The following is an 18001-nucleotide window of genomic DNA, read 5'->3' as shown; positions in this document are numbered from 1 at the left end:
GCGTTACGCGGCGGTGGTGCCGCGCAGGGCGAGCTGGGCGTCGCTGTGGGCGACGCCGAACGCGGCGGGGGTCGGCTCGTTGTACAGGTGGAGGCGTTCGGCGACGCGGCGGGGCAGCGGGTGGTGGGTGAACCGGCCGTGCACTCGGCCGTCCGCGGTCATCGGCTGGGCGTCGAAGCGGCAGACGGTGGCGATGCGGTACTCCTCGCGGCCGTGGGAGTCCACGATGGCGATCTCGGTGATCCTGCGGGCGCCGTCGGCGTGCCGGGTGAGCTGGACGATCACGTCGACGGCGCTGTTGATCTGGTCCTTGATGGCCGCGAAGGGCACTTCCACCTCGGACATGGAGGCGAGGGTCTGGAGGCGCATCAGGGCGTCCTCGGCGCTGTTGGCGTGGACGGTGGCGAGGGATCCGTCGTGGCCGGTGGACATGGCCTGGAGCATGTCGAGGGTCTCGCCGCCGCGGACCTCGCCGACGATGATGCGGTCGGGGCGCATGCGCAGGGAGTTGCGGACGAGGTCGCGGATGGTGATGCGGCCCTTGCCCTCCACGTTGGCGGGGCGGGCCTCCAGGGTGATGACGTGGGACTGCTGGAGGCGCAGTTCGGCGGAGTCCTCGATGGTGACGATGCGTTCGCCGTCGGGGATGAGGCCGGACAGGGCGTTGAGGAGGGTGGTCTTGCCGGTGCCGGTGGCGCCGGACACGATCACGTTGAACTTGGCGCGGACCAGCCCGGACAGCAGCATCACCATGTGCTCGTCCAGCGAGCCGAGGGCGACCATCTCGTGGAGCGTGAAGGCGCGCGGGAAGCGGCGGATGGTGAGGACGGGGCCGCTGAGGGAGAGCGGCGGGATGATGACGTTGACGCGCTCGCCGGAGGGCAGGCGGGCGTCCACCATCGGATTGGACTCGTCGACGCGGCGGTTGACGGTGGAGACGATCCGCTCGATGGTCTGCATCAGCTGCTCGGCGGACGAGAAGCGCATGGGCAGCCGTTCGAGGCGGCCGTGCCGCTCGACGTACACCTGGTCGGGTCCGTTGACCATGATCTCGCTGATGGAGGCGTCCTCCAGGAGCGGTTCGAGGATGCCCAGGCCGAGCGCCTCGTCGACGACGCGGCGGATCAGGTGGGAGCGCTCGGTGGAGGAGAGGACGGGGCCCTCGCGGCTGATGATGTGGCCGAGGACCCGCTCCAGGCGTACGCGCCGGTCGGCGGCCGGGAGCGCGGACATCTCCGCGAGGTCGATCTCCTCCAGGAGCTTGGCGCGGTAGACGGCGACGAGGTGGTCCTCCTCACCGTCCCTCCCGCCGGCCGGTTCGGAGCTGGTGACGCGGGCCCGCAGGCTCATGAGGTCCCTCCCTCGCTGGTCGTGACGGGCATGGTGGTGGTGCGGGTGACCGGGTCGAAGCTGAGGAGCGGCAGGACGGTCGGGACGCTGACGGTGACGGTCGCGATGACCTCCTCGTCGCCGGGCGGGGCGCTGACGGTGGCGCCGTCGGCGAGCCAGCCGCTCATGGCGCCGAGCCCGGCGGCCTCGCCGTCGCCGCCCTGGGAGGCGACACGGGCGGCGGCGCGAGCCGCCGTGCCGGCCTGCTGGGCGGCGTAGGCGACGATGCCGAGCTGGATCGCGGCGAGGGCGGCGATCAGCAGGAAGCCGATCCAGCCCGCGAACTCGATGGCGGCCTGCCCCCGGTCCCGCCCCGCGCCCGCCCCGTCCCGACGCGGGCCCCGGCCTCCGCGCGGGTGGGCCGCGGGCGCCGTATGCGACGCGGGCGCCGTATGCGACGCGGGCGCCGTATGCCCGTCCCGCCCCGTCGCCGGATGCCGGTGGCCGGCGGCCGGGCGCTCCTCGCCCGTCGCGGCGGCCGGCCGGTCGCCCACGGGGTGCGCGGGCCCCCGCCCGCCCGGCGGGCCGCCCGGCGGCCGGGGCTGCCGCCCGCGGGGGCCGGGCGCCGCGGCGGGGGTCATCGGGGCTCCCGTTCGTCGGCCGCCGCGGCGTGGGCGCGGACGGTGAAGGGCAGGTTCGCGCCCGGGAACAGCGCCGGGACCCGGATGCTGACGTCCGCGGTGAACAGGTCGCCCGCGCCCCCGCAGGACGTACTCGCCGACCAGGCGCCCGACAGCGTCGACCCGGCCGCCGCCGCGCAGTCGCCGCCGACCGCGCCCGCGCGGGCCGCCTCGTCCGCGGCGTTGCCCGCGAGGGAGTACGTGTAGCCGATGAGCGCCGCCTGCCACAGCACCAGCAGCACGCCGAGGACCAGCGGGACCATGCCGGTGAACTCCACCGCCACCTGGCCCCGGTCGCCGTACCGGTGGCCGGCCGCGCCGTGTGGCGCGGCGGGCCGTGCGACGCGTCCCATGGCCGCCCCTCCCCTCTCCGCTACTTCCTGCGTGCCTTCAGCAGCCTGCCCGTCCGGTCGCCCGCCGACTCCGGTGCCTTCACCAGGCCCAGTTCGCCGGCGAGCGCCCACAGGGCCTGCTTCACGGTCGACTTGGCCTCCAGTTCGTGCATCCGGCCCGCGTCGAGGGAGGGCTGGAGCTCCTTGAACGCGGCGGGGACGGCGGTGCGGGCGACGCGGGTGCCGGTGATCTTCTCGACGAGGGCGGGCTGGATCTCCGTATGGCGGGTGTGGCGGTTGACGACGGTGGTGGTGTCCTCGCCCTTGCGGATCTGCAGCCGCTCCCAGAGGCGGACCATGCGCTTGGCGGCGCGGACGGCGACGACGTCGGGGGTGACGACGAGGAGCGCGGTGTCGGCCATCTCGACGGCCGCGGCGTTCGCGGAGTCCATCTTCGTGCCGCAGTCCACGACGACGACCTCATAGGCGTGGCGCAGGGCGCTGATGATCTGGCGGGCGGACCGGTCGGTGACCTCTTCGCCGCGCTCCCCGTCGGCGGGTGCGAGGAGCAGGGCCAGCCCGGTCGGGTGGGTGTAGAGGGCGTCCTGCAGGACGCGGGGCGTGATGTCCTGGATGGCGGCGAGGTCCGCGGCGGAGCGGCGGAACTGCACGTCCAGGCAGGAGGCGACGTCGCCGGACTGCAGGTCGAGGTCGGCGAGGGCGACGCTGCGTCCGGAGGCGCGGGCGGCGAGGGCGAGCTGTACGGCGGTGACGGTGGTGCCGACGCCGCCCTTGGCGCCGCTGACGGTGACGACGGTGCCGCCGGGTCCGGCGGGGGCGCCGCCGGACTGGCCGAGGTGGCGGCGGACGCCGGCGGCCCACGCGGCGGCGGACTGAACGCGCTGGGCGAGTTCCTCGTACGAGAGGGGGAGGCCGACCAGTCCGCGGGCGCCGGAGTCCATGGCGGCCGAGTACAGGCCGGGGCTGGTGTCGGCGGTGGCGAGGACGACGCCGACCGCGGGGAAGCGCAGGGCGACCTCGCGGATCAGGTCGAGTGCGGGGACGGGGCCGATCCGCTCGTGGACGAGGACGACCTCGGGCAGCCCGTCGAGGGAGTCGGCGGCGGCCCGGGCGAGGGTGTCCACGAGGGTGGTGGAGTCGCCGGCGGGGGCGGGGGCGGCCTGTTCGGCGTCGGGGAGCTGGGCGAGGAGGGTGGTGATGGCGCGGGCCGCGTCGGGGTCGCCGACGGCCGCGAGGACGCGTACGGTCACGGGGCCCTCACTTGTCCTTGTCTTCGTCGAGCGTGTACCGGGACTCACCGGGCTTCGGGGCGGTCTGGCCGTCCTTGGGCAGCAGGGCGAGGCGTACGTGCTCGGCGAACGACTCGGCGTAGGCGACGCGCTGGGCGTCGGCGGTGGTGAGCGCGAAGGTGATCGGCACGGCCTCGCGGGCGCCGGTGCCCGAGCCGCTCTGGTTGCCGCCGCGGGCCTGGTCGATGGGGGTGAGCCTGCCGACGTCGAGGACGCGGGCTCCGGCGACGATGAGCCGGGACTCGGCGACGGCGTTCCTGCCGCGGCCCTCGTCGTCGAAGGTGGCGAAGATGTTGACCCGCGCCCCGGCGGTGATCTTCCCGGCGACGCCGGTGGAGGCGTCGATCATGATGGCGATCTCCTGCTCGCCGCTCGCGAGGGCGGGCCGGTCGGCGATCATGTCCTTCTGGAGGAGGGAGCCCTTCTTCAGGTCGGAGACGGCGATCTTGCCGTGGACGGCGGACAGGCTGCGTACGGCGTTGGCCGACAGCCACCGCTCCGGCATGGTGATCTTCTCGAACTGGCCCGGCTGGAGGGCGGCGTAGGCCGGTACGTCCGCCTTGACGCGGTACGCCGTGACCTCCGGTCCGACCTTCGCCTGGACGTCCCCGACGATGACGACGACGCCGGCGAACGCGCCGATGGCGCACAGGGCGGACAGGACGAGCAGGATGACGCCGCGGCGCTGACGTGCGTTCATGGGCGGGAGAACCTCGTGAGGTGGCGGGCGGGGGACGGGCGCGTGCGGGCGGGCGGCGGTCCGGCGCGGGGCGTCACGACGCGTGCCGCATCGGTGTGCCCGGGGGCAGGGCGGCGACGGGTCCGCCGGGCGCGCGGGGCTCGGGCACGGCGGGCGGGGCGAGCGGCGCGGCGCAGAAGCCGCAGCGGTCGCCGAGCAGTTCGGCGCCGCACCAGCCGCACCTCTCCCGCCGCACGGACGACACCAGCTGGTGCAGGACGGGCAGGTCGGGCAGGTACGCGGCGAACTCGACGAGCTTGCCGGTGCCCCACCAGGCGGCGGACGCGGCGGGGAGCGGCACCTCGTCGACGCCCTGGACCCGCCAGGCGGGGGCGAGGGTGCCGGTGACCCAGTCGGTGGCGAGGGGGCCGCGCGCGACGGCCAGGCGGGTGGCGAAGTCCGGGCCGGGGAACGGGTCGCCGGTGTGGGAGCCGAGCCGGACGAGGCCCGGGCGCGGGTTGGCGAGGACGGCGAACTGGGAGCCGGGCATCCAGGACTTGGCGTGCGCCTTGAGCGTGACGGGGACGCGGTCGAGGCGGGCGACGGAGTTGAGCACGGCGCCGGTGTGGACGTAGTGGGCGAGGAGCCGGGCGGCGGTGGCGAGGACGCCGGGGCCGAAGTCGCAGACGGAGAGCTGGCGCAGCTGGCGGACGAGCACGGCGGCGCCGAGCGGCGGAAGGTCCAGCGGCAGCAGGGCTATCCGGTCGCTCTCCAGGAGGGCGCGCACGGTGTGGAGGCGCCGCACATGGGCGGCGGGTGTGGACGCCGGGTAGAGCGCGACGAGGTGCCCGTACTGGTCGAGCAGGGTCTGGGTGTCGGCGAGCGCGGCGGCCAGCGGCTGGTCGTCCGGGTGCGGCAGGACGGCGGCGCCGGGGGTGTGGTGGTCGGTCGGCGGCAGCACCAGGTCGGCGCTGGTGACGGCAATCGCGGTCGGCACGCTGGTTCCCCGTTCGGCTCCGGCCACCGGCTGTTCTCGGCGGGTCGCGGTCGGCTGCGACACCTGTTGCTCCGTGGGTGCTCCTGACCCGCACTTTATCGGCGGGAACGGGGCTGGAGAACCGCTTTCGGACTCCTCGTGGTGGATCATGCGCGCCGCGTGGGTCACGAAGGGGGGCGAAGGGGGCAGAAGTTGACCCGCGCCTCACCCTTCTCGCCGTCCGCGCACGCCGGTTACCGGTCCGGAACCTTGACAACCGCATTGGTCTGGACCAACTTGGTCGGGCATGGGCGCGGTGGCCACCGACGCGTACGCCTTCTCCCGATCCCCACTCCCCCACTCCACCCCCACTCCCCACCGGAGGAAGCACGTGGACCGCACCAGATCGCTCGTCGGCGGCGCGCTCGCGCTCGCCGTCGCGTCCGGGCTCGTCCTGGCCGGCGGCGCCGCCACCGCGCAGGCCGAGGACCGCAACGTCGCCCGGAACGCCGGGTTCGAGTCCGGCCTCGCCGACTGGACCTGCTCCGGCGGAAGCGGCGCCGCCGTCGCCTCGCCGGTCCGCACCGGCGCCGCCGCCCTGAAGGCCACCCCCGCCGGCCTGGACAACGCCCGCTGCTCCCAGACCGTGAAGGTCCGGCCCGACTCCACGTACAAGCTGAGCGCGTGGACGCAGGGCGGGTACGCCTACCTGGGCGCGACCGGCACCGGCACGACCGACGTGTCCACCTGGTCGCCCGGCTCCTCCGCCTGGCAGCAGCTGACCACCAGCTTCACCACCGGCCCGAACACCACCTCGGTGACGGTCTACACGCACGGCTGGTACGGCCAGGCCGCCTACCACGTGGACGACGTGTCGGTCTTCGGGCCGGACGGCGGCGGGAGCGGCGACCCCGACCCGGTCGTGCCCGCGCCCCCGGCCGGGCTGGCGGCCGGGACGGTGACCTCGTCGTCCGTGGCGCTCACCTGGAGCCCGGTGAGCGGCGCGACCGGCTACCACGTGTACCGGGACGGGACCCGCGTCCAGTCGGTCTCCGGCACGTCGGCGACCGTGACGGGCCTGGCCGCCGCCACGTCGTACGCCTTCCAGGTCACCGCGTACAACGCGGCGGGCGAGTCGGCCCGCTCCACGGCGGTCACCGCCCGCACCGCGCCCGGCGGGACCAACCCGAACCCGTCCGTGCCGAAGCACGCGCTGACCGGCTACTGGCAGAACTTCGACAACGGCGCCAAGGTGCAGAAGCTGCGCGAGGTGCAGGACCAGTACGACATCATCGCCGTGTCGTTCGCGGACTCCACGGCCACGCCCGGCCAGATCACCTTCAACCTCGACCCGGCCGTCGGCTACGCCTCGGTCGCCGACTTCAAGGCGGACATCGCCGCGAAGAAGGCCGCGGGCAAGTCGGTCGTCCTGTCGGTCGGCGGTGAGAAGGGCAACGTCGTCATCAACAGCGACGCCTCCGCCACGGCGTTCGCGAACAGCGCCTACGGGTTGATGCAGGAGTACGGCTTCAGCGGCGTCGACATCGACCTGGAGCACGGCATCAACGCCACGTACCTCACGAAGGCGCTGCGCCAGCTGTCGGCGAAGGCGGGGCCGGGGATGGTCCTGACGATGGCGCCGCAGACCATCGACATGCAGAACACGAACACCGAGTACTTCAAGCTGGCGCTCGCCGTGAAGGACATCCTGACGATCGTCAACATGCAGTACTACAACAGCGGTTCCATGCTGGGCTGCGACGGCAAGGTCTACTCGCAGGGCTCGGTGGACTTCCTCACCGCGCTCGCCTGCATCCAGCTGGAGGGCGGCCTCGACCCGTCGCAGGTCGGCCTCGGCGTCCCGGCGTCGCCGCGCGGCGCGGGCAGCGGCTACGTCGACCCGTCCGTGGTGAAGAACGCCCTGGACTGCCTGACCCGCGGCACCGGCTGCGGCTCGTTCAAGCCGTCCAAGACCTGGCCCTCGCTGCGCGGCGCGATGACCTGGTCCACCAACTGGGACGCGACGGCCGGCAACGCCTGGTCCAACGCCGTCGGCCCGCACGTCCACAACCTGCCGTAGGCGGTACGGGACCGGGGGCGCCGCGCCGGGGGGCGCGGCGCCCTCGCCGTTCACCAGGGCAGTTCGCGCACCTGCTGGACGCACAGCACCAGGAACAGCAGCCCGGCCGCGCCCAGCACCGCGTTGCTGAGCCACCCGTTGCGCCATTCGCGCGGCGTGCGGGAGGAGTTGAGCAGCCACAGCAGGGTCACGGCGAGGAACGGCATGAAGAAGGCGCCGATCACGCCGTAGACGACGACCAGCACGAACGGCTGGTCCAGGAAGAGCAGCGCCATCGGCGGGAAGGTCAGCCACAGCAGGTACGCGCGGAACGGCACCGACCGCTCCGCCGGCACCGCGCCCGCCCGAGCGCCCTCCCCCGCCTCCAGGCCCGTGCCCGCCGGAGCGCCCGCGCCCGTCTCCGCCTCCGCGCCGGGCGCCGCCGAGGCACCGTCCCGGGCCCGCAGCCGGGTCACGAAGTCCGCGAACAGCAGGCTCACGCCGTGCCACACGCCGATCAGCGAGGTCACCGACGCGGCGAAGAAGCCGACGAGGAACAGCTTCGCCGTGGCGGTCCCGTACTGCTCCTCCAGGACCCCGCCCAGGTCGATCAGGCCCTTGTCGCCCTTGGCGATGGCGATGCCGGAGGAGTGCAGCAGCTCGGCGCCCACGATCAGCATGGCGACGACGAAGACCCCGGTCGTCAGGTACGCGACCCGGTTGTCCATCCGCATGACCCGCATCCAGCCGGTGTCCCGCCAGCCCTTGGCGTTCACCCAGTAGCCGTACGCGGCGAGGGTGATCGTGCCGCCGACGCCGCCCACCAGGCCCAGGGTGTACAGCAGCGAGCCGTCCGGGAGGATGGGGACGAGCCCCGCCGCGAGGTCGGCCAGGTTCGGCACGACCCGCACCGCCAGGTACACGGTGACCAGGAACATCACGCCGACGAGCGCGGTCATGACCTTCTCGAACACGGCGTACCGGTTGAACCAGACGAACAGCAGCCCGCCCACCCCGCACAGGACCGCCCACCACTTCAGGCCCATCACACCGGGGAACAGCGCGGCGAGCGGCAGCGCGGTCGAGGACATGGCGGCGGCGCCGTAGACGAAGCCCCACACGGCGACGTAACCGGTGAAGTAGACGGTCGTCCACGCGCCCAGCGACCGCCAGCCGTCGAGCAGCGTACGCCCGGTGGCGAGGTGCCAGCGCCCGGCGGCCTCGGCGAGCGAGATCTTGATGAGGCAGCCGAGCACGGCCGCCCACAGCAGCGTGTAGCCGTACTTGCCGCCCGCGACGAGCGTGGCCACCAGGTCGCCCGCGCCGACGCCGGTCGCGGCGACCACGATGCCGGGCCCGATGTGCCGCCAGCCCGGCCGGCGCATCGCGGGCGCCGCCGCCGTGCCCGCCCCGCTCCCCGCCCCCGGCGCGTCCGCGGTGTCCGTCGTCTCCGCCATGGGTGTCCGCCCCTCTCCTCGTCCCGTCCGAAACCCTCCGGCCGGCCCGCCGACCGATCATGCGCACGTCACACAGCCGGGCGCGGGAGCCCGCGGGCACCCCGCGCGCAGCACGCCCGCGGACGCCCGCGGCGCCTCCGCGCCGGGTGCGTGCGACGCGGCAGACCTTCCCCCGGCGGCCGGACTTCACGCACATGACCGGACTTCACTCTTGACGGGGTCATGCCATGCCAGCACTCTGCGGCGCACGGGGACACCCACCCCGACCCCCACTCCAGGAGCCAGCATGCGACTACGCATCCCCGGCGGACGGTCCGCCACCCTCGCGGCCGCACTCGCCCTCGCCGTCGTGGCGCCGCTCACCGCCGCCGCGAGCACCCCCGGCACGGCCGCTCCCGCCGCCCCGGCCGCCCAGACCGAGGAGGTCATCCGCCAGTACGAGATCCACGGCCCGTCCACCCCCGCCGAGCGCGCCGCACTCGCCGCGACCGGCGTCTCGCTCGACGAGGTGGAGGCGCACTCGGTGGTGGTCAGCGCCAACGCCGAGCAGGCCCGCCGCCTGCGCGCGCTCGGCCACCGCCTGGAGGCGCTGCCCGCGCCCCCGGCCCGTACGGCGGGCGGCCCCGTCACGCCCATGGACTTCCCGTCCGCCGACTCCCGCTACCACAACTACGCGGAGATGACGGCGGAGATCGACCAGCGGCTCCGCCAGTACCCGACGATCATGAGCAAGCGCGTGATCGGCAAGTCGTACCAGGGCCGCGACATCGTCGCCATCAAGATCAGCGACAATGTGGCGACCGACGAGAACGAGCCCGAGGTGCTGTTCACCCACCACCAGCACGCCCGCGAGCACCTCACCGTCGAGATGGCCCTCTACCTGCTGCGCGAACTCGGCGCGGGGTACGGCTCCGACAGCCGCGTCACCAACGCCGTCAACGGCCGCGAGATCTGGATCGTGCCGGACCTCAACCCGGACGGCGGCGAGTACGACATCGCGTCCGGCTCGTACCGCAGCTGGCGCAAGAACCGGCAGCCCAACCCCGGCTCCTCCTACGTCGGCACCGACATGAACCGGAACTGGGACTACAAGTGGGGCTGCTGCGGCGGCTCCTCCGGCTCGCCGAGCTCCTCCACCTACCGGGGCGCGGCGCCCGAGTCGGCGCCGGAGGTGAAGGTCGTCGCCGACTTCGTCCGCTCCCGGATCGTGGGCGGAAAGCAGCAGATCAGGGCGGCCATCGACTTCCACACCTACAGCGAGCTCGTCCTGTGGCCGTTCGGCTGGACCTACGCCGACACCGCGCCCGGCATGACCCAGGACGACCGGGACGCCTTCGCCGCCGTCGGCCGCAAGATGGCGGCCAGCAACGGCTACACCGCCGAGCAGTCCAGCGACCTGTACATCACCGACGGGTCGATCGACGACTGGCTGTGGGGCGACCAGCGCATCTTCGGCTACACCTTCGAGATGTACCCGAGCGGCTCCTCCGGCGGCGGCTTCTACCCGCCCGACGAGGTGATCGAGCGGGAGACCGCCCGCAACCGGGACGCGGTGCTCCAGCTGCTGGAGAACGCCGACTGCATGTACCGCTCGATCGGCAAGCAGCAGCAGTACTGCGCGACCTCCTGACCCGCTCCCCCGCCGCCGGGGCGCACCCGCGGTGGCACGGCCCGGCCGTGCCACCGCGACCGGCGCCAAACCCCGTTCTGGGCAGGCCTGTCGACGGCTACCCTGCTGGCGGGGAACACCGCGGGAGGGAGCGGTATGACGGGGGCTGGAACGCGGCTGCTGCCGCTGGGCGGGGACGATCCGGACGTGCTGGGCCCCTACCGGCTCGCCGGACGGCTCGGCTCGGGCGGCATGGGCCGGATCTACCTGGCGCGCACGGGCCCGGACGGGCCGCTCGTCGCGGTGAAGACGCTCCTCGCGGAGGGCGAGGTCAGCGCGCACGACCGGCGCCGCTTCGCCCGCGAGGTGACGCTCGCGCAGCGCGTCGACAACCGGTACACGGCACGGGTGCTGGACGCCGGCCCGGACGCGCCCACACCGTGGATGGCCATCGAGTACATCGCCGCCCCGTCCCTGGCCGAGCTGGTCCGCACGGCCGGGCGGCTGCCCGCGTCCGCCATCCGCTGGATCGCCGCGGGCACCGCCCAGGCGCTGGCCGCCCTGCACGCGCAGGGCATCGTCCACCGGGACGTGAAGCCGCAGAACGTCCTGCTGCCGCTGGACGGGCCCCGGTTGATCGACTTCGGCATCTCGCACGCCCAGGACATCACCCGTACGACGCTGACGCTCGGCACGATCGCGTTCACCTCGCCCGAGCAGGCGCGCGGCGAGCCGTCCACCGAGCGGTCCGACATGTACTCGCTGGGCGCCACCCTCTTCCACCTGGCCGTCGGACGGCCGCCCTACCCGGAGGGCGAGGACACGCTGCGGCTGCTGGCCCGGGTGTCGCGCGGCGACCTGGACCTGACGGGGCTGCCGAAGGAGCTCGTCCCGCTGGTCCGCCCCTGCCTGGCGGTCGAGCCCGGCGACCGGCCGGGCCCCGGGGACGTGCTCGACGGGTTCCTGGCGCAGACGCGGAACCTGCCGGCGTCGGCGGGCGGGAGCCGCTGGCTGCCGCCGCGCTGGACGGAGCTGATCACCGCCTACGAGCGGCAGGCCGAGGCGTGGCGGGCGGCCCCGGCGGGCCCGGTGGACCCGGAGGCCCCCACGGTGGACGCCCGCACCCGCGCCGTACCCCCGCCCGATCCGACCCGGATGTACACGGAGGACCGCGAACGGGCCGGGCGACAAGAGCGGGAGCGGGAACGGCAGCGGGACGAGCGTGAGCGGGCCCGGCGGCGCGCGGAGGCCCGGGCGGCGCGGGCCCGCGCGGCCGCCGGGGCGCGGACCGGCGCGCCCGCCGCGAGGCCGCGGCCCGCGCCCAAGGCCCCGTCCCCGCCGGCTCCCGCGCCCCGGAAGGACTCGTCGGGCGGCGGCTGGCTGTTCGTCCTCCTCGTCGTCGGAGCCATCCTGTACGTCGCGAACAACCTGGACACCTCGTCCACCACGTCCTCGTCCACGGCCGGCGGCGCCTCCGTCACGCGCCCGTCCCCCGGGTACGCGTACACGCCCCGCCGGCCGACGCCCAGCGCGGAGGACCTGGCGTTCCGCGCGGTGCGGGCGGGCGACTGCCTCGACGTGTACGACGACGGGTACGACAGGTGGAGCAGGCCCGTCCCGGTCCGCGTGGACTGCGACTCGGCCGGCGCCTACGTCCACGTCGGCCGCGCCGGGCCGGCCGCCACCTGCGAGACGGGGGCGGGCCGGGACCGCTGGTCCCACTACGGCGACGACGGGGTGCGCACGGTGCTGTGCCTGTCCCGCCAGTTCCGCACCGGCCAGTGCTTCACCGCCGGCATCGACCGCGAGGGCCGGGCGTCGGCGAACCTGATGGAGATCTGGAACTGCTCCCACGACCGCGTCCCGAAGGGCCGGACCCACATCCTCCAGATCACCGGCCACTACCGGATGCCGTCCGGCGGCAGCCCCCGCTGCGACGAGAACACCCGCTACTGGACCTGGGAGGTGAACGGCGGCCGCAGCTACATCTGCGCCCGCGTCGTCTGACCGTCGTGAGACCGCGTTGACCAGGCGTTCGCGCGGGTGTTAGACACCGTCGAGCACCGACGCGACGCCTGTCGCACCGCACGCGACCCCGAGGGAGGCCCCATGGCCGCCGCCCGCACCGTCCCCACCGCCCTCGCGGACCGCCTGGCGGACGAGCGCCTCGACCACCGCTTCAAGGGCCTGCCGCCCGACGCGGACGGCCTGGCGGTCGGTGAGCTGGCCGCCCAGCGGCGGAACGTGTTCACCGGCGGCTTCACCACCCCGCTCCTCACGCTCTCCGCGCCGGCCCTCGACCACAATCTGGCGCTGCTCGGCGATTACTGCGCGCGCCACGGCCTGGCGTTCGCGCCGCACGGCAAGACGACGATGGCGCCGCGGCTGTTCGCCCGTCAGCTGGAGCTGGGCGCCTGGGGCATCACGGTCGCCGTCCCGCACCAGGTGCGGGTGTGCCGGGCGTTCGGGGTGGGGCGGGTGTTCCTCGCGAACGAGCTGGTCGACGCGGCGGCGCTGCGCTGGGTCGCCGGGCAGCTCGCGCAGGACCCGGAGTTCCGCTTCGTCTGCTACGTGGACTCGGTGCGCGGCGTCGAGCTGATGGACGAGGCGCTGGCCGGGGCGGCGCGGCCGGTGGACGTGGTGGTGGAGCTGGCGGCGGGCGAGGGCGCCAGGACCGGGGTGCGGACGGACGCGGCGGCCCTGGAGGTCGCCGAGGCCGCGGCCGCCGCCGGGTCGCTGCGGCTGGTCGGCGTCGCCGGGTACGAGGCCCAGGTGCCGGACGCGTCCCCGGAGGCCGTACGGGCGTGGCTGCGCCGGCTGGTGGGCCTGGCCGTGGAGCTGGACGGGAAGGGGCTGTTCGCGGGGGCGGAGGAGATCGTGCTCAGCGCGGGCGGCAGCGAGTGGTTCGACGCGGTGGCCGACGTGTTCGCCGGGGTGCCGGCGCTGTCGGCGCCGGTGCTGAAGCTGCTGCGTTCGGGGGCGTACGTCTCCCACGACCACGGCCACTACGAGCGGCTGACGCCGTTCAACCGCGTCCCGGGGGAGGGCGCGCTGGAGCCGGCGTTCCGGCTGTGGGCCCAGGTCGTGTCGCGGCCCACGCCGACGGAGGCGTTCCTCAACGCGGGCAAGCGGGACGTGTCGTACGACCTGGCGCTGCCGGTGCCCCGGCTGGTGCGGTCGGGCCGGGACGGGGCGGTCCGCGCGGCGGAGGGCCTGGCGGTGACGGCGCTGTCGGACCAGCACGCGTGGCTGCGGACCGAGCCGGGCGGCACGGCGCTGGAGGTGGGCGACTGGGTGGCGCTGGGGCTCGCGCATCCGTGCACGGTGTTCGAGAAGTGGCCGCTGATCCCCGTGGTGGAGCCCGACGGGACGGCCGTCGACTTCGTCCGCACCTTCTTCTGAGCCGCTCAGGCCCGGGACGGCTCCCGGTCCTCGGCGCCGCGCGGCGCCGGCAGCCACACCCCGGCCGCGAAGTCGGAGCGGCGCAGCAGGAGCTGGGCGCCGATGGCGCAGGCGACGGCCGCCAGGGCGAAGCCGTACGCGGGGGTGCGGCCGTCCGGCGCGGTGACGTACACCAGCCCGGCCGACAGGACGGTGACGGCCCGGCCGGTGCGGCCGTTCCAGGCGGTCGCGGCGAGCGGCGGCACGGCCCACAGCAGGTACCAGGGCTGCACCATCGGCGAGAGCGCGACCAGCGCGAGGAGGGCGAGGCCCAGGGCGTGCAGCGGGTCGAGCCAGCCGCGCGCCACGCAGGAGGCGAGGTACGCGACGAGGGCGAGCGCCAGGGTGAGGCCCATCGCCTGGACGGCCCGCTTCACCGGGTCGGGGTCGGCGCCCGACAGGTAGTACATGGACTCGCCGAGCGCGACGCCGAGGTCGCTGGTGAGGGAGAGCGCGGTGTGGATGGTCCCGGCGACGCTCTGGGTGCGCAGCCAGCCGAAGCCGGTGCCGGCGCAGAGCGTGGCGCCGGCCGCGACGGCCGCGGCGACGGCGCCCGGCCCGAGGACGCCCTTCGCGACGCGCCGTATCAGCGGGCCGGAGGTCTCACGGCCGACGACGACGCCGATGAACAGCAGTGCGAGCGCCGCCGGCGACTTGATCATCATGGCGAGGGCGACGAGGACGCTGCCGGCGACCCAGCGGCCGCGGCGCACGGCGAGCGCGGTGCCGGCGAGCAGCAGCCCGGCCATCAGCCCGTCGTTGTGGAGCCCTCCGACGACGTGGACGAGCAGCAGCGGGTTGAGCACGCCGAGCCAGAGCGCGCCGGACGTGGCCTTGCGGGGGGCGAGCCGGAGCAGCGCCCAGAACAGCAGGGCGAGCGCGGCGACGGAGACGATCCGCATCCCGAGCACGGCGGGCACGAGGTGCCCGGAGGTGGCGACGGCGACGAGCTGGGCGACGACGAGGAAGACGGGGCCGTACGGAGCGGGGGTGTCCGTCCAGTGCCCGCCGACGCTCGCGGCGGCGGCCCCGCCGAGCCCATCGGGCGCGAGGACCGAGGGCCCGAAGCGGTACACGTCGTGGCCCTCGACGACCATGGCGCCCTGGGCGAGGTAGCTGTACACGTCGGCGCTGTACAGGGGCGGCGTGAGCAGCAGCGGCGCGGCCCACCAGCCGAGCGTGACGGCGGTGGCGCGGCCCCCGACGGCGGCGCCGTCGGCGACGAGCCTCCCGTACCGCCACCAGGCGACGACCAGCAGCGTCAGCCCGGCCAGGGCCAGGAGCACGCCCGGCCGCGCGGTGTCCTGGGCGCGCGGGAACCACAGCCCCCACGGGTCGCGGGCCGGCATGGTGCCGGCGGCCCACCCTCCGAGGGCCACCCCGACCGACCCGACAGCGCCCAGGCGCCTGCATCCGGCGACGCTCCTCAAGGACCACATGAGGAGCCAACCTACCCGCCCCCGCCCCGAACCCACCCGGCCCGCGCCAATCCCCTCGCAAACACCTTCGAACACCCCCTCGTCCCGGTGAATCCCGTCCGCTCCCGACCCGCACCCGGAGCTGCCGTGTTTAGCGTTTCCTAAACCGGAAGGGACGGGTACGTGTCAGAGCAGTGGGACATCTTCCTGACGGACGAGGTGGATCAGTGGCTCCACGACCTGGAGAAGACCGATGCCGCGTCGTACGTGCTGGTGAATCAGGCGATCTGGGTCCTCGCGTGCCACGGCCCCTCCGAGGGGCGCCCGCTGGTCGACCGCGTGCGGGGCTCACGGCTGCACAATCTGAAGGAATTACGTCCTCCCTCCGCGGGGCACAGCGAGATCCGCGTGCTCTTCATGTTCGATCCGTGGCGGTCCGGCATTCTGCTGGTCGCGGGGGACAAGGCCGGCCGCTGGGCCGAGTGGTACGACAAGGCCATCCCCCTGGCCGAACGCCTCTACGCCGCATACGTCACCGCCCGTGAGAAGGAGCTGGACAAGTGACCGGACCGATCAAGTGGTCGAGCAGTGGGCACAGGGAACGCGCCGAGGAGATCGCCGGGGGCGGGGACGAGTTCCTGCGCGGCGCGGAACGCATGCTGGCGGAGGCCCGTGGCTGGCGGCTGGCCGAGATGCGCGAGGAGCGTGGTTTCTCGCAGGCGCAGATCGCCCAGCGCATGGGCGTCACCAAGGGCCGCGTGTCGCAGATCGAGAACGGCCAGGCCTCCGGCACCGACGTCGTGTCCCGCTACGTCCGGGCCCTGGGCGGAAGCCTGGTCATGGTCGCCGTGTTCGACGACGGCGATCTGCGCAAGGTCGGATGAGCCGCGCCCCCGAAGTCACGGGCGCCCGGGGGCACCGGCGTGGCGCAAAACACGAGGCGGGGTGGGCCCGGCGACCGTAAGCTCGCGAGCATGCAGGTCATCCAGTCAACGAAGCTCGCCAACGTCTGCTACGAAATCCGCGGCCCGGTGCTCGACGAGGCGATGCGGCTGGAGGCGGCAGGCCATCGCATCCTCAAGCTGAACACGGGCAATCCGGCGGCATTCGGTTTCGAGTGCCCGCCCGCCATCCTCGAAGACGTGCTGCGCAACCTCGCCGACGCGCACGGCTACGGGGACGCGAAGGGCCTGCTGTCGGCGCGGCGCGCGGTGATGAGCCACTACGAGACGAAGGGCATCCCGCTCTCCGTCGAGGACATCTACCTGGGCAACGGCGTCTCCGAGCTGATCCAGATGGCCATGCAGGCGCTGCTGGACGACGGTGACGAGGTGCTGGTGCCCGCCCCGGACTATCCGCTGTGGACGGCGTCGGTGGCGCTGTCGGGCGGTACGCCGGTGCACTACCGGTGCGACGAGCAGTCCGACTGGATGCCCGACCTCGCGGACATCGAGCGCAAGATCACCGACCGCACCAAGGCGCTCGTCGTCATCAACCCGAACAATCCGACCGGCGCCGTCTACGACGACGAGATGCTGCGCGGCCTCACCGAGATCGCCCGCCGCCACAACCTGGTCGTCTGCTCGGACGAGATCTACGACAAGATCCTGTACGACGGCACCACCCACACCCCGACCGCGGCCATCGCCCCGGACCTGCTGTGCCTGACGTTCAACGGCATGTCGAAGAACTACCGGGTGGCCGGCTACCGCAGCGGCTGGCTCGCGGTGTGCGGCCCGAAGGCGCACGCGTCGTCGTACATCGAGGGCCTGACGATCCTCGCCAACATGCGCCTGTGCGCCAACATGCCCGCCCAGCACGCGATCGCCGCCGCCCTCCAGGGCCGCCAGTCCATCGAGGCGCTGGTCGCGCCGGGCGGCCGGCTGCTGGAGCAGCGGGACGCGGCGTACGAGCGGCTCATCGACATCCCTGGCGTGACCTGTGTGAAGCCGAAGGGCGCGCTGTACCTCTTCCCGCGCCTCGACCCGGCCGTCTACAAGATCAAGGACGACCGGCAGATGGTCCTCGACCTGCTGCGCGCCGAGAAGATCATGGTGGTGCACGGCACGGGCTTCAACTGGCACGAGCCGGACCACTTCCGCCTCGTGACGCTGCCCAACACGACGGACCTGATCGACGCGGTGACCCGCATCGGCCGCTTCCTGGACGGCTACGGCCAGCACTAGGACGGCCACTCCTGGGACACGACTCAACTTTAGACTGATTCCAATGTAGGATGGACTCCTGTCTGCGAGCAGGAGGCCGTCCCCATGTACGAACCGATCCGCACCAAGTCGGTCCACCGGATGGCCGACGACGACCGGAACAAGTTCCCGCACCGCTCCCGCGAGGAGGAGCTGGACATCCAGCTCGCCGGGCATCTGGCGGCGCTGCTGGCCGTCACCGACGAGCTGGGCGACGCCGCCGCGGCCGAGCGCATCGCCCGGCAGGTGGCCCGGCTGCGCGGCGCCCCGCCGGCCCGGCACGCGGGACTGTCCGGCGCGGACACCCCCGCGCTGCACCGCCGCGCCCACGCCCTGGCCGGGCGCGCCCTCGTCGTCGCGGCGTCCCGTGCCGACACCGCCGTCGCCATCCTGGCCGCCGAGCGCATGGACGCCCACGCCGCCGCCCTGGACGCGGCGGGTCTGGTGGGCACCGCCTGAGGCCCCGTACGGGAAACCCCCGGAACGACGGTGCGTCGTTCCGGGGGT

General features: G+C 74.0%; 16 protein-coding genes. 8 read left to right on the top strand and 8 right to left on the bottom strand.

Annotation, left to right across the window (positions count from 1 at the left end):
• Positions 1-3 precede the first annotated feature (3 nt).
• The 6 genes from ACSUPT_RS19320 to ACSUPT_RS19295 form a co-directional block, all read right to left on the bottom strand.
• A complete protein-coding gene (locus ACSUPT_RS19320) occupies positions 4-1350 on the bottom strand; it encodes a CpaF family protein (protein WP_361663572.1) in 1347 nt (448 codons plus the stop codon).
• Entirely contained in the window at positions 1347-1970 is a 624-nt protein-coding gene (locus tag ACSUPT_RS19315) for a TadE/TadG family type IV pilus assembly protein (RefSeq protein ID WP_436945089.1), read from the bottom strand. The genes ACSUPT_RS19320 and ACSUPT_RS19315 overlap by 4 nt, the downstream gene beginning before the upstream one ends.
• Complete coding sequence (locus tag ACSUPT_RS19310; protein WP_351968427.1) at positions 1967-2362, bottom strand: TadE/TadG family type IV pilus assembly protein; 396 nt, start codon at positions 2360-2362, stop codon at positions 1967-1969. The genes ACSUPT_RS19315 and ACSUPT_RS19310 overlap by 4 nt, the downstream gene beginning before the upstream one ends.
• 20 nt (positions 2363-2382) lie before the next feature.
• Positions 2383-3612, bottom strand: coding sequence for an AAA family ATPase (locus ACSUPT_RS19305; RefSeq protein ID WP_351968426.1), 1230 nt, complete (start codon positions 3610-3612; stop codon positions 2383-2385).
• A 7-nt stretch (positions 3613-3619) separates the two neighbouring features.
• Positions 3620-4351 carry a Flp pilus assembly protein CpaB gene (gene cpaB / locus ACSUPT_RS19300; RefSeq protein ID WP_361663565.1) on the bottom strand — a complete coding sequence of 244 codons (732 nt, stop codon included), beginning with the start codon at positions 4349-4351 and terminating at the stop codon, positions 3620-3622.
• A gap of 73 nt (positions 4352-4424) precedes the next feature.
• On the bottom strand, positions 4425-5327 hold the full coding sequence (locus ACSUPT_RS19295; RefSeq protein WP_351968424.1) for a hypothetical protein: 903 nt from the start codon (positions 5325-5327) through the stop codon (positions 4425-4427).
• Between the two features lie 286 nt (positions 5328-5613).
• Between ACSUPT_RS19295 and ACSUPT_RS19290 the strand changes: the two genes are divergently transcribed.
• The gene (locus ACSUPT_RS19290) at positions 5614-7386 is read left to right on the top strand and encodes a chitinase (RefSeq protein WP_436945088.1); all 1773 of its coding nucleotides are present in this window, start codon (positions 5614-5616) and stop codon (positions 7384-7386) included.
• 50 nt (positions 7387-7436) lie between these two features.
• Here the strand turns inward: ACSUPT_RS19290 and ACSUPT_RS19285 are convergent, their stop codons facing one another.
• Positions 7437-8822 (bottom strand): Nramp family divalent metal transporter, encoded by a 1386-nt coding sequence (locus ACSUPT_RS19285; protein WP_436945086.1) that lies wholly within the window; start codon positions 8820-8822, stop codon positions 7437-7439.
• A 286-nt stretch (positions 8823-9108) separates the two neighbouring features.
• On the opposite strand from ACSUPT_RS19285, the gene ACSUPT_RS19280 reads away from it, so the two are divergent.
• The 3 genes from ACSUPT_RS19280 (at position 9109) to ACSUPT_RS19270 (ending at position 13833) form a co-directional block, all read left to right on the top strand.
• On the top strand, positions 9109-10452 hold the full coding sequence (locus tag ACSUPT_RS19280; RefSeq protein WP_361663556.1) for a M14 family metallopeptidase: 1344 nt from the start codon (positions 9109-9111) through the stop codon (positions 10450-10452).
• A gap of 135 nt (positions 10453-10587) precedes the next feature.
• Entirely contained in the window at positions 10588-12438 is a 1851-nt protein-coding gene (locus ACSUPT_RS19275) for a serine/threonine-protein kinase (RefSeq protein WP_436945084.1), read from the top strand.
• 102 nt (positions 12439-12540) lie between these two features.
• On the top strand, positions 12541-13833 hold the full coding sequence (locus ACSUPT_RS19270; protein ID WP_351963525.1) for an alanine racemase: 1293 nt from the start codon (positions 12541-12543) through the stop codon (positions 13831-13833).
• 5 nt (positions 13834-13838) lie between these two features.
• Here ACSUPT_RS19270 and mptB read toward each other — a convergent pair whose 3' ends face one another.
• Positions 13839-15311 (bottom strand): polyprenol phosphomannose-dependent alpha 1,6 mannosyltransferase MptB, encoded by a 1473-nt coding sequence (mptB, locus tag ACSUPT_RS19265; RefSeq protein ID WP_351963524.1) that lies wholly within the window; start codon positions 15309-15311, stop codon positions 13839-13841.
• 162 nt (positions 15312-15473) lie between these two features.
• Here mptB and ACSUPT_RS19260 point away from each other — a divergent pair, with 162 nt between their 5' ends.
• From ACSUPT_RS19260 to ACSUPT_RS19245, 4 genes are all read left to right on the top strand, one after another.
• Positions 15474-15854 carry a type II toxin-antitoxin system RelE/ParE family toxin gene (locus tag ACSUPT_RS19260; protein ID WP_351963523.1) on the top strand — a complete coding sequence of 127 codons (381 nt, stop codon included), beginning with the start codon at positions 15474-15476 and terminating at the stop codon, positions 15852-15854.
• On the top strand, positions 15851-16174 hold the full coding sequence (locus ACSUPT_RS19255) for a helix-turn-helix domain-containing protein (RefSeq protein ID WP_351963522.1): 324 nt from the start codon (positions 15851-15853) through the stop codon (positions 16172-16174). The genes ACSUPT_RS19260 and ACSUPT_RS19255 overlap by 4 nt, the downstream gene beginning before the upstream one ends.
• Before the next feature lie 90 nt (positions 16175-16264).
• Positions 16265-17476, top strand: coding sequence for a pyridoxal phosphate-dependent aminotransferase (locus ACSUPT_RS19250; protein WP_436945082.1), 1212 nt, complete (start codon positions 16265-16267; stop codon positions 17474-17476).
• An 84-nt stretch (positions 17477-17560) separates the two neighbouring features.
• The gene (locus ACSUPT_RS19245; protein WP_436945081.1) at positions 17561-17953 is read left to right on the top strand and encodes a hypothetical protein; all 393 of its coding nucleotides are present in this window, start codon (positions 17561-17563) and stop codon (positions 17951-17953) included.
• The last annotated feature ends 48 nt before the right edge of the window (positions 17954-18001 follow it).

The organism is Streptomyces sp. SudanB25_2051 (assembly GCF_964272635.1).
GTDB lineage: Bacteria > Actinomycetota > Actinomycetes > Streptomycetales > Streptomycetaceae > Streptomyces.
The sequence above is the reverse complement of the archived record's forward strand: the minus strand, read 5'-3'. Positions and strand labels throughout refer to the sequence as shown.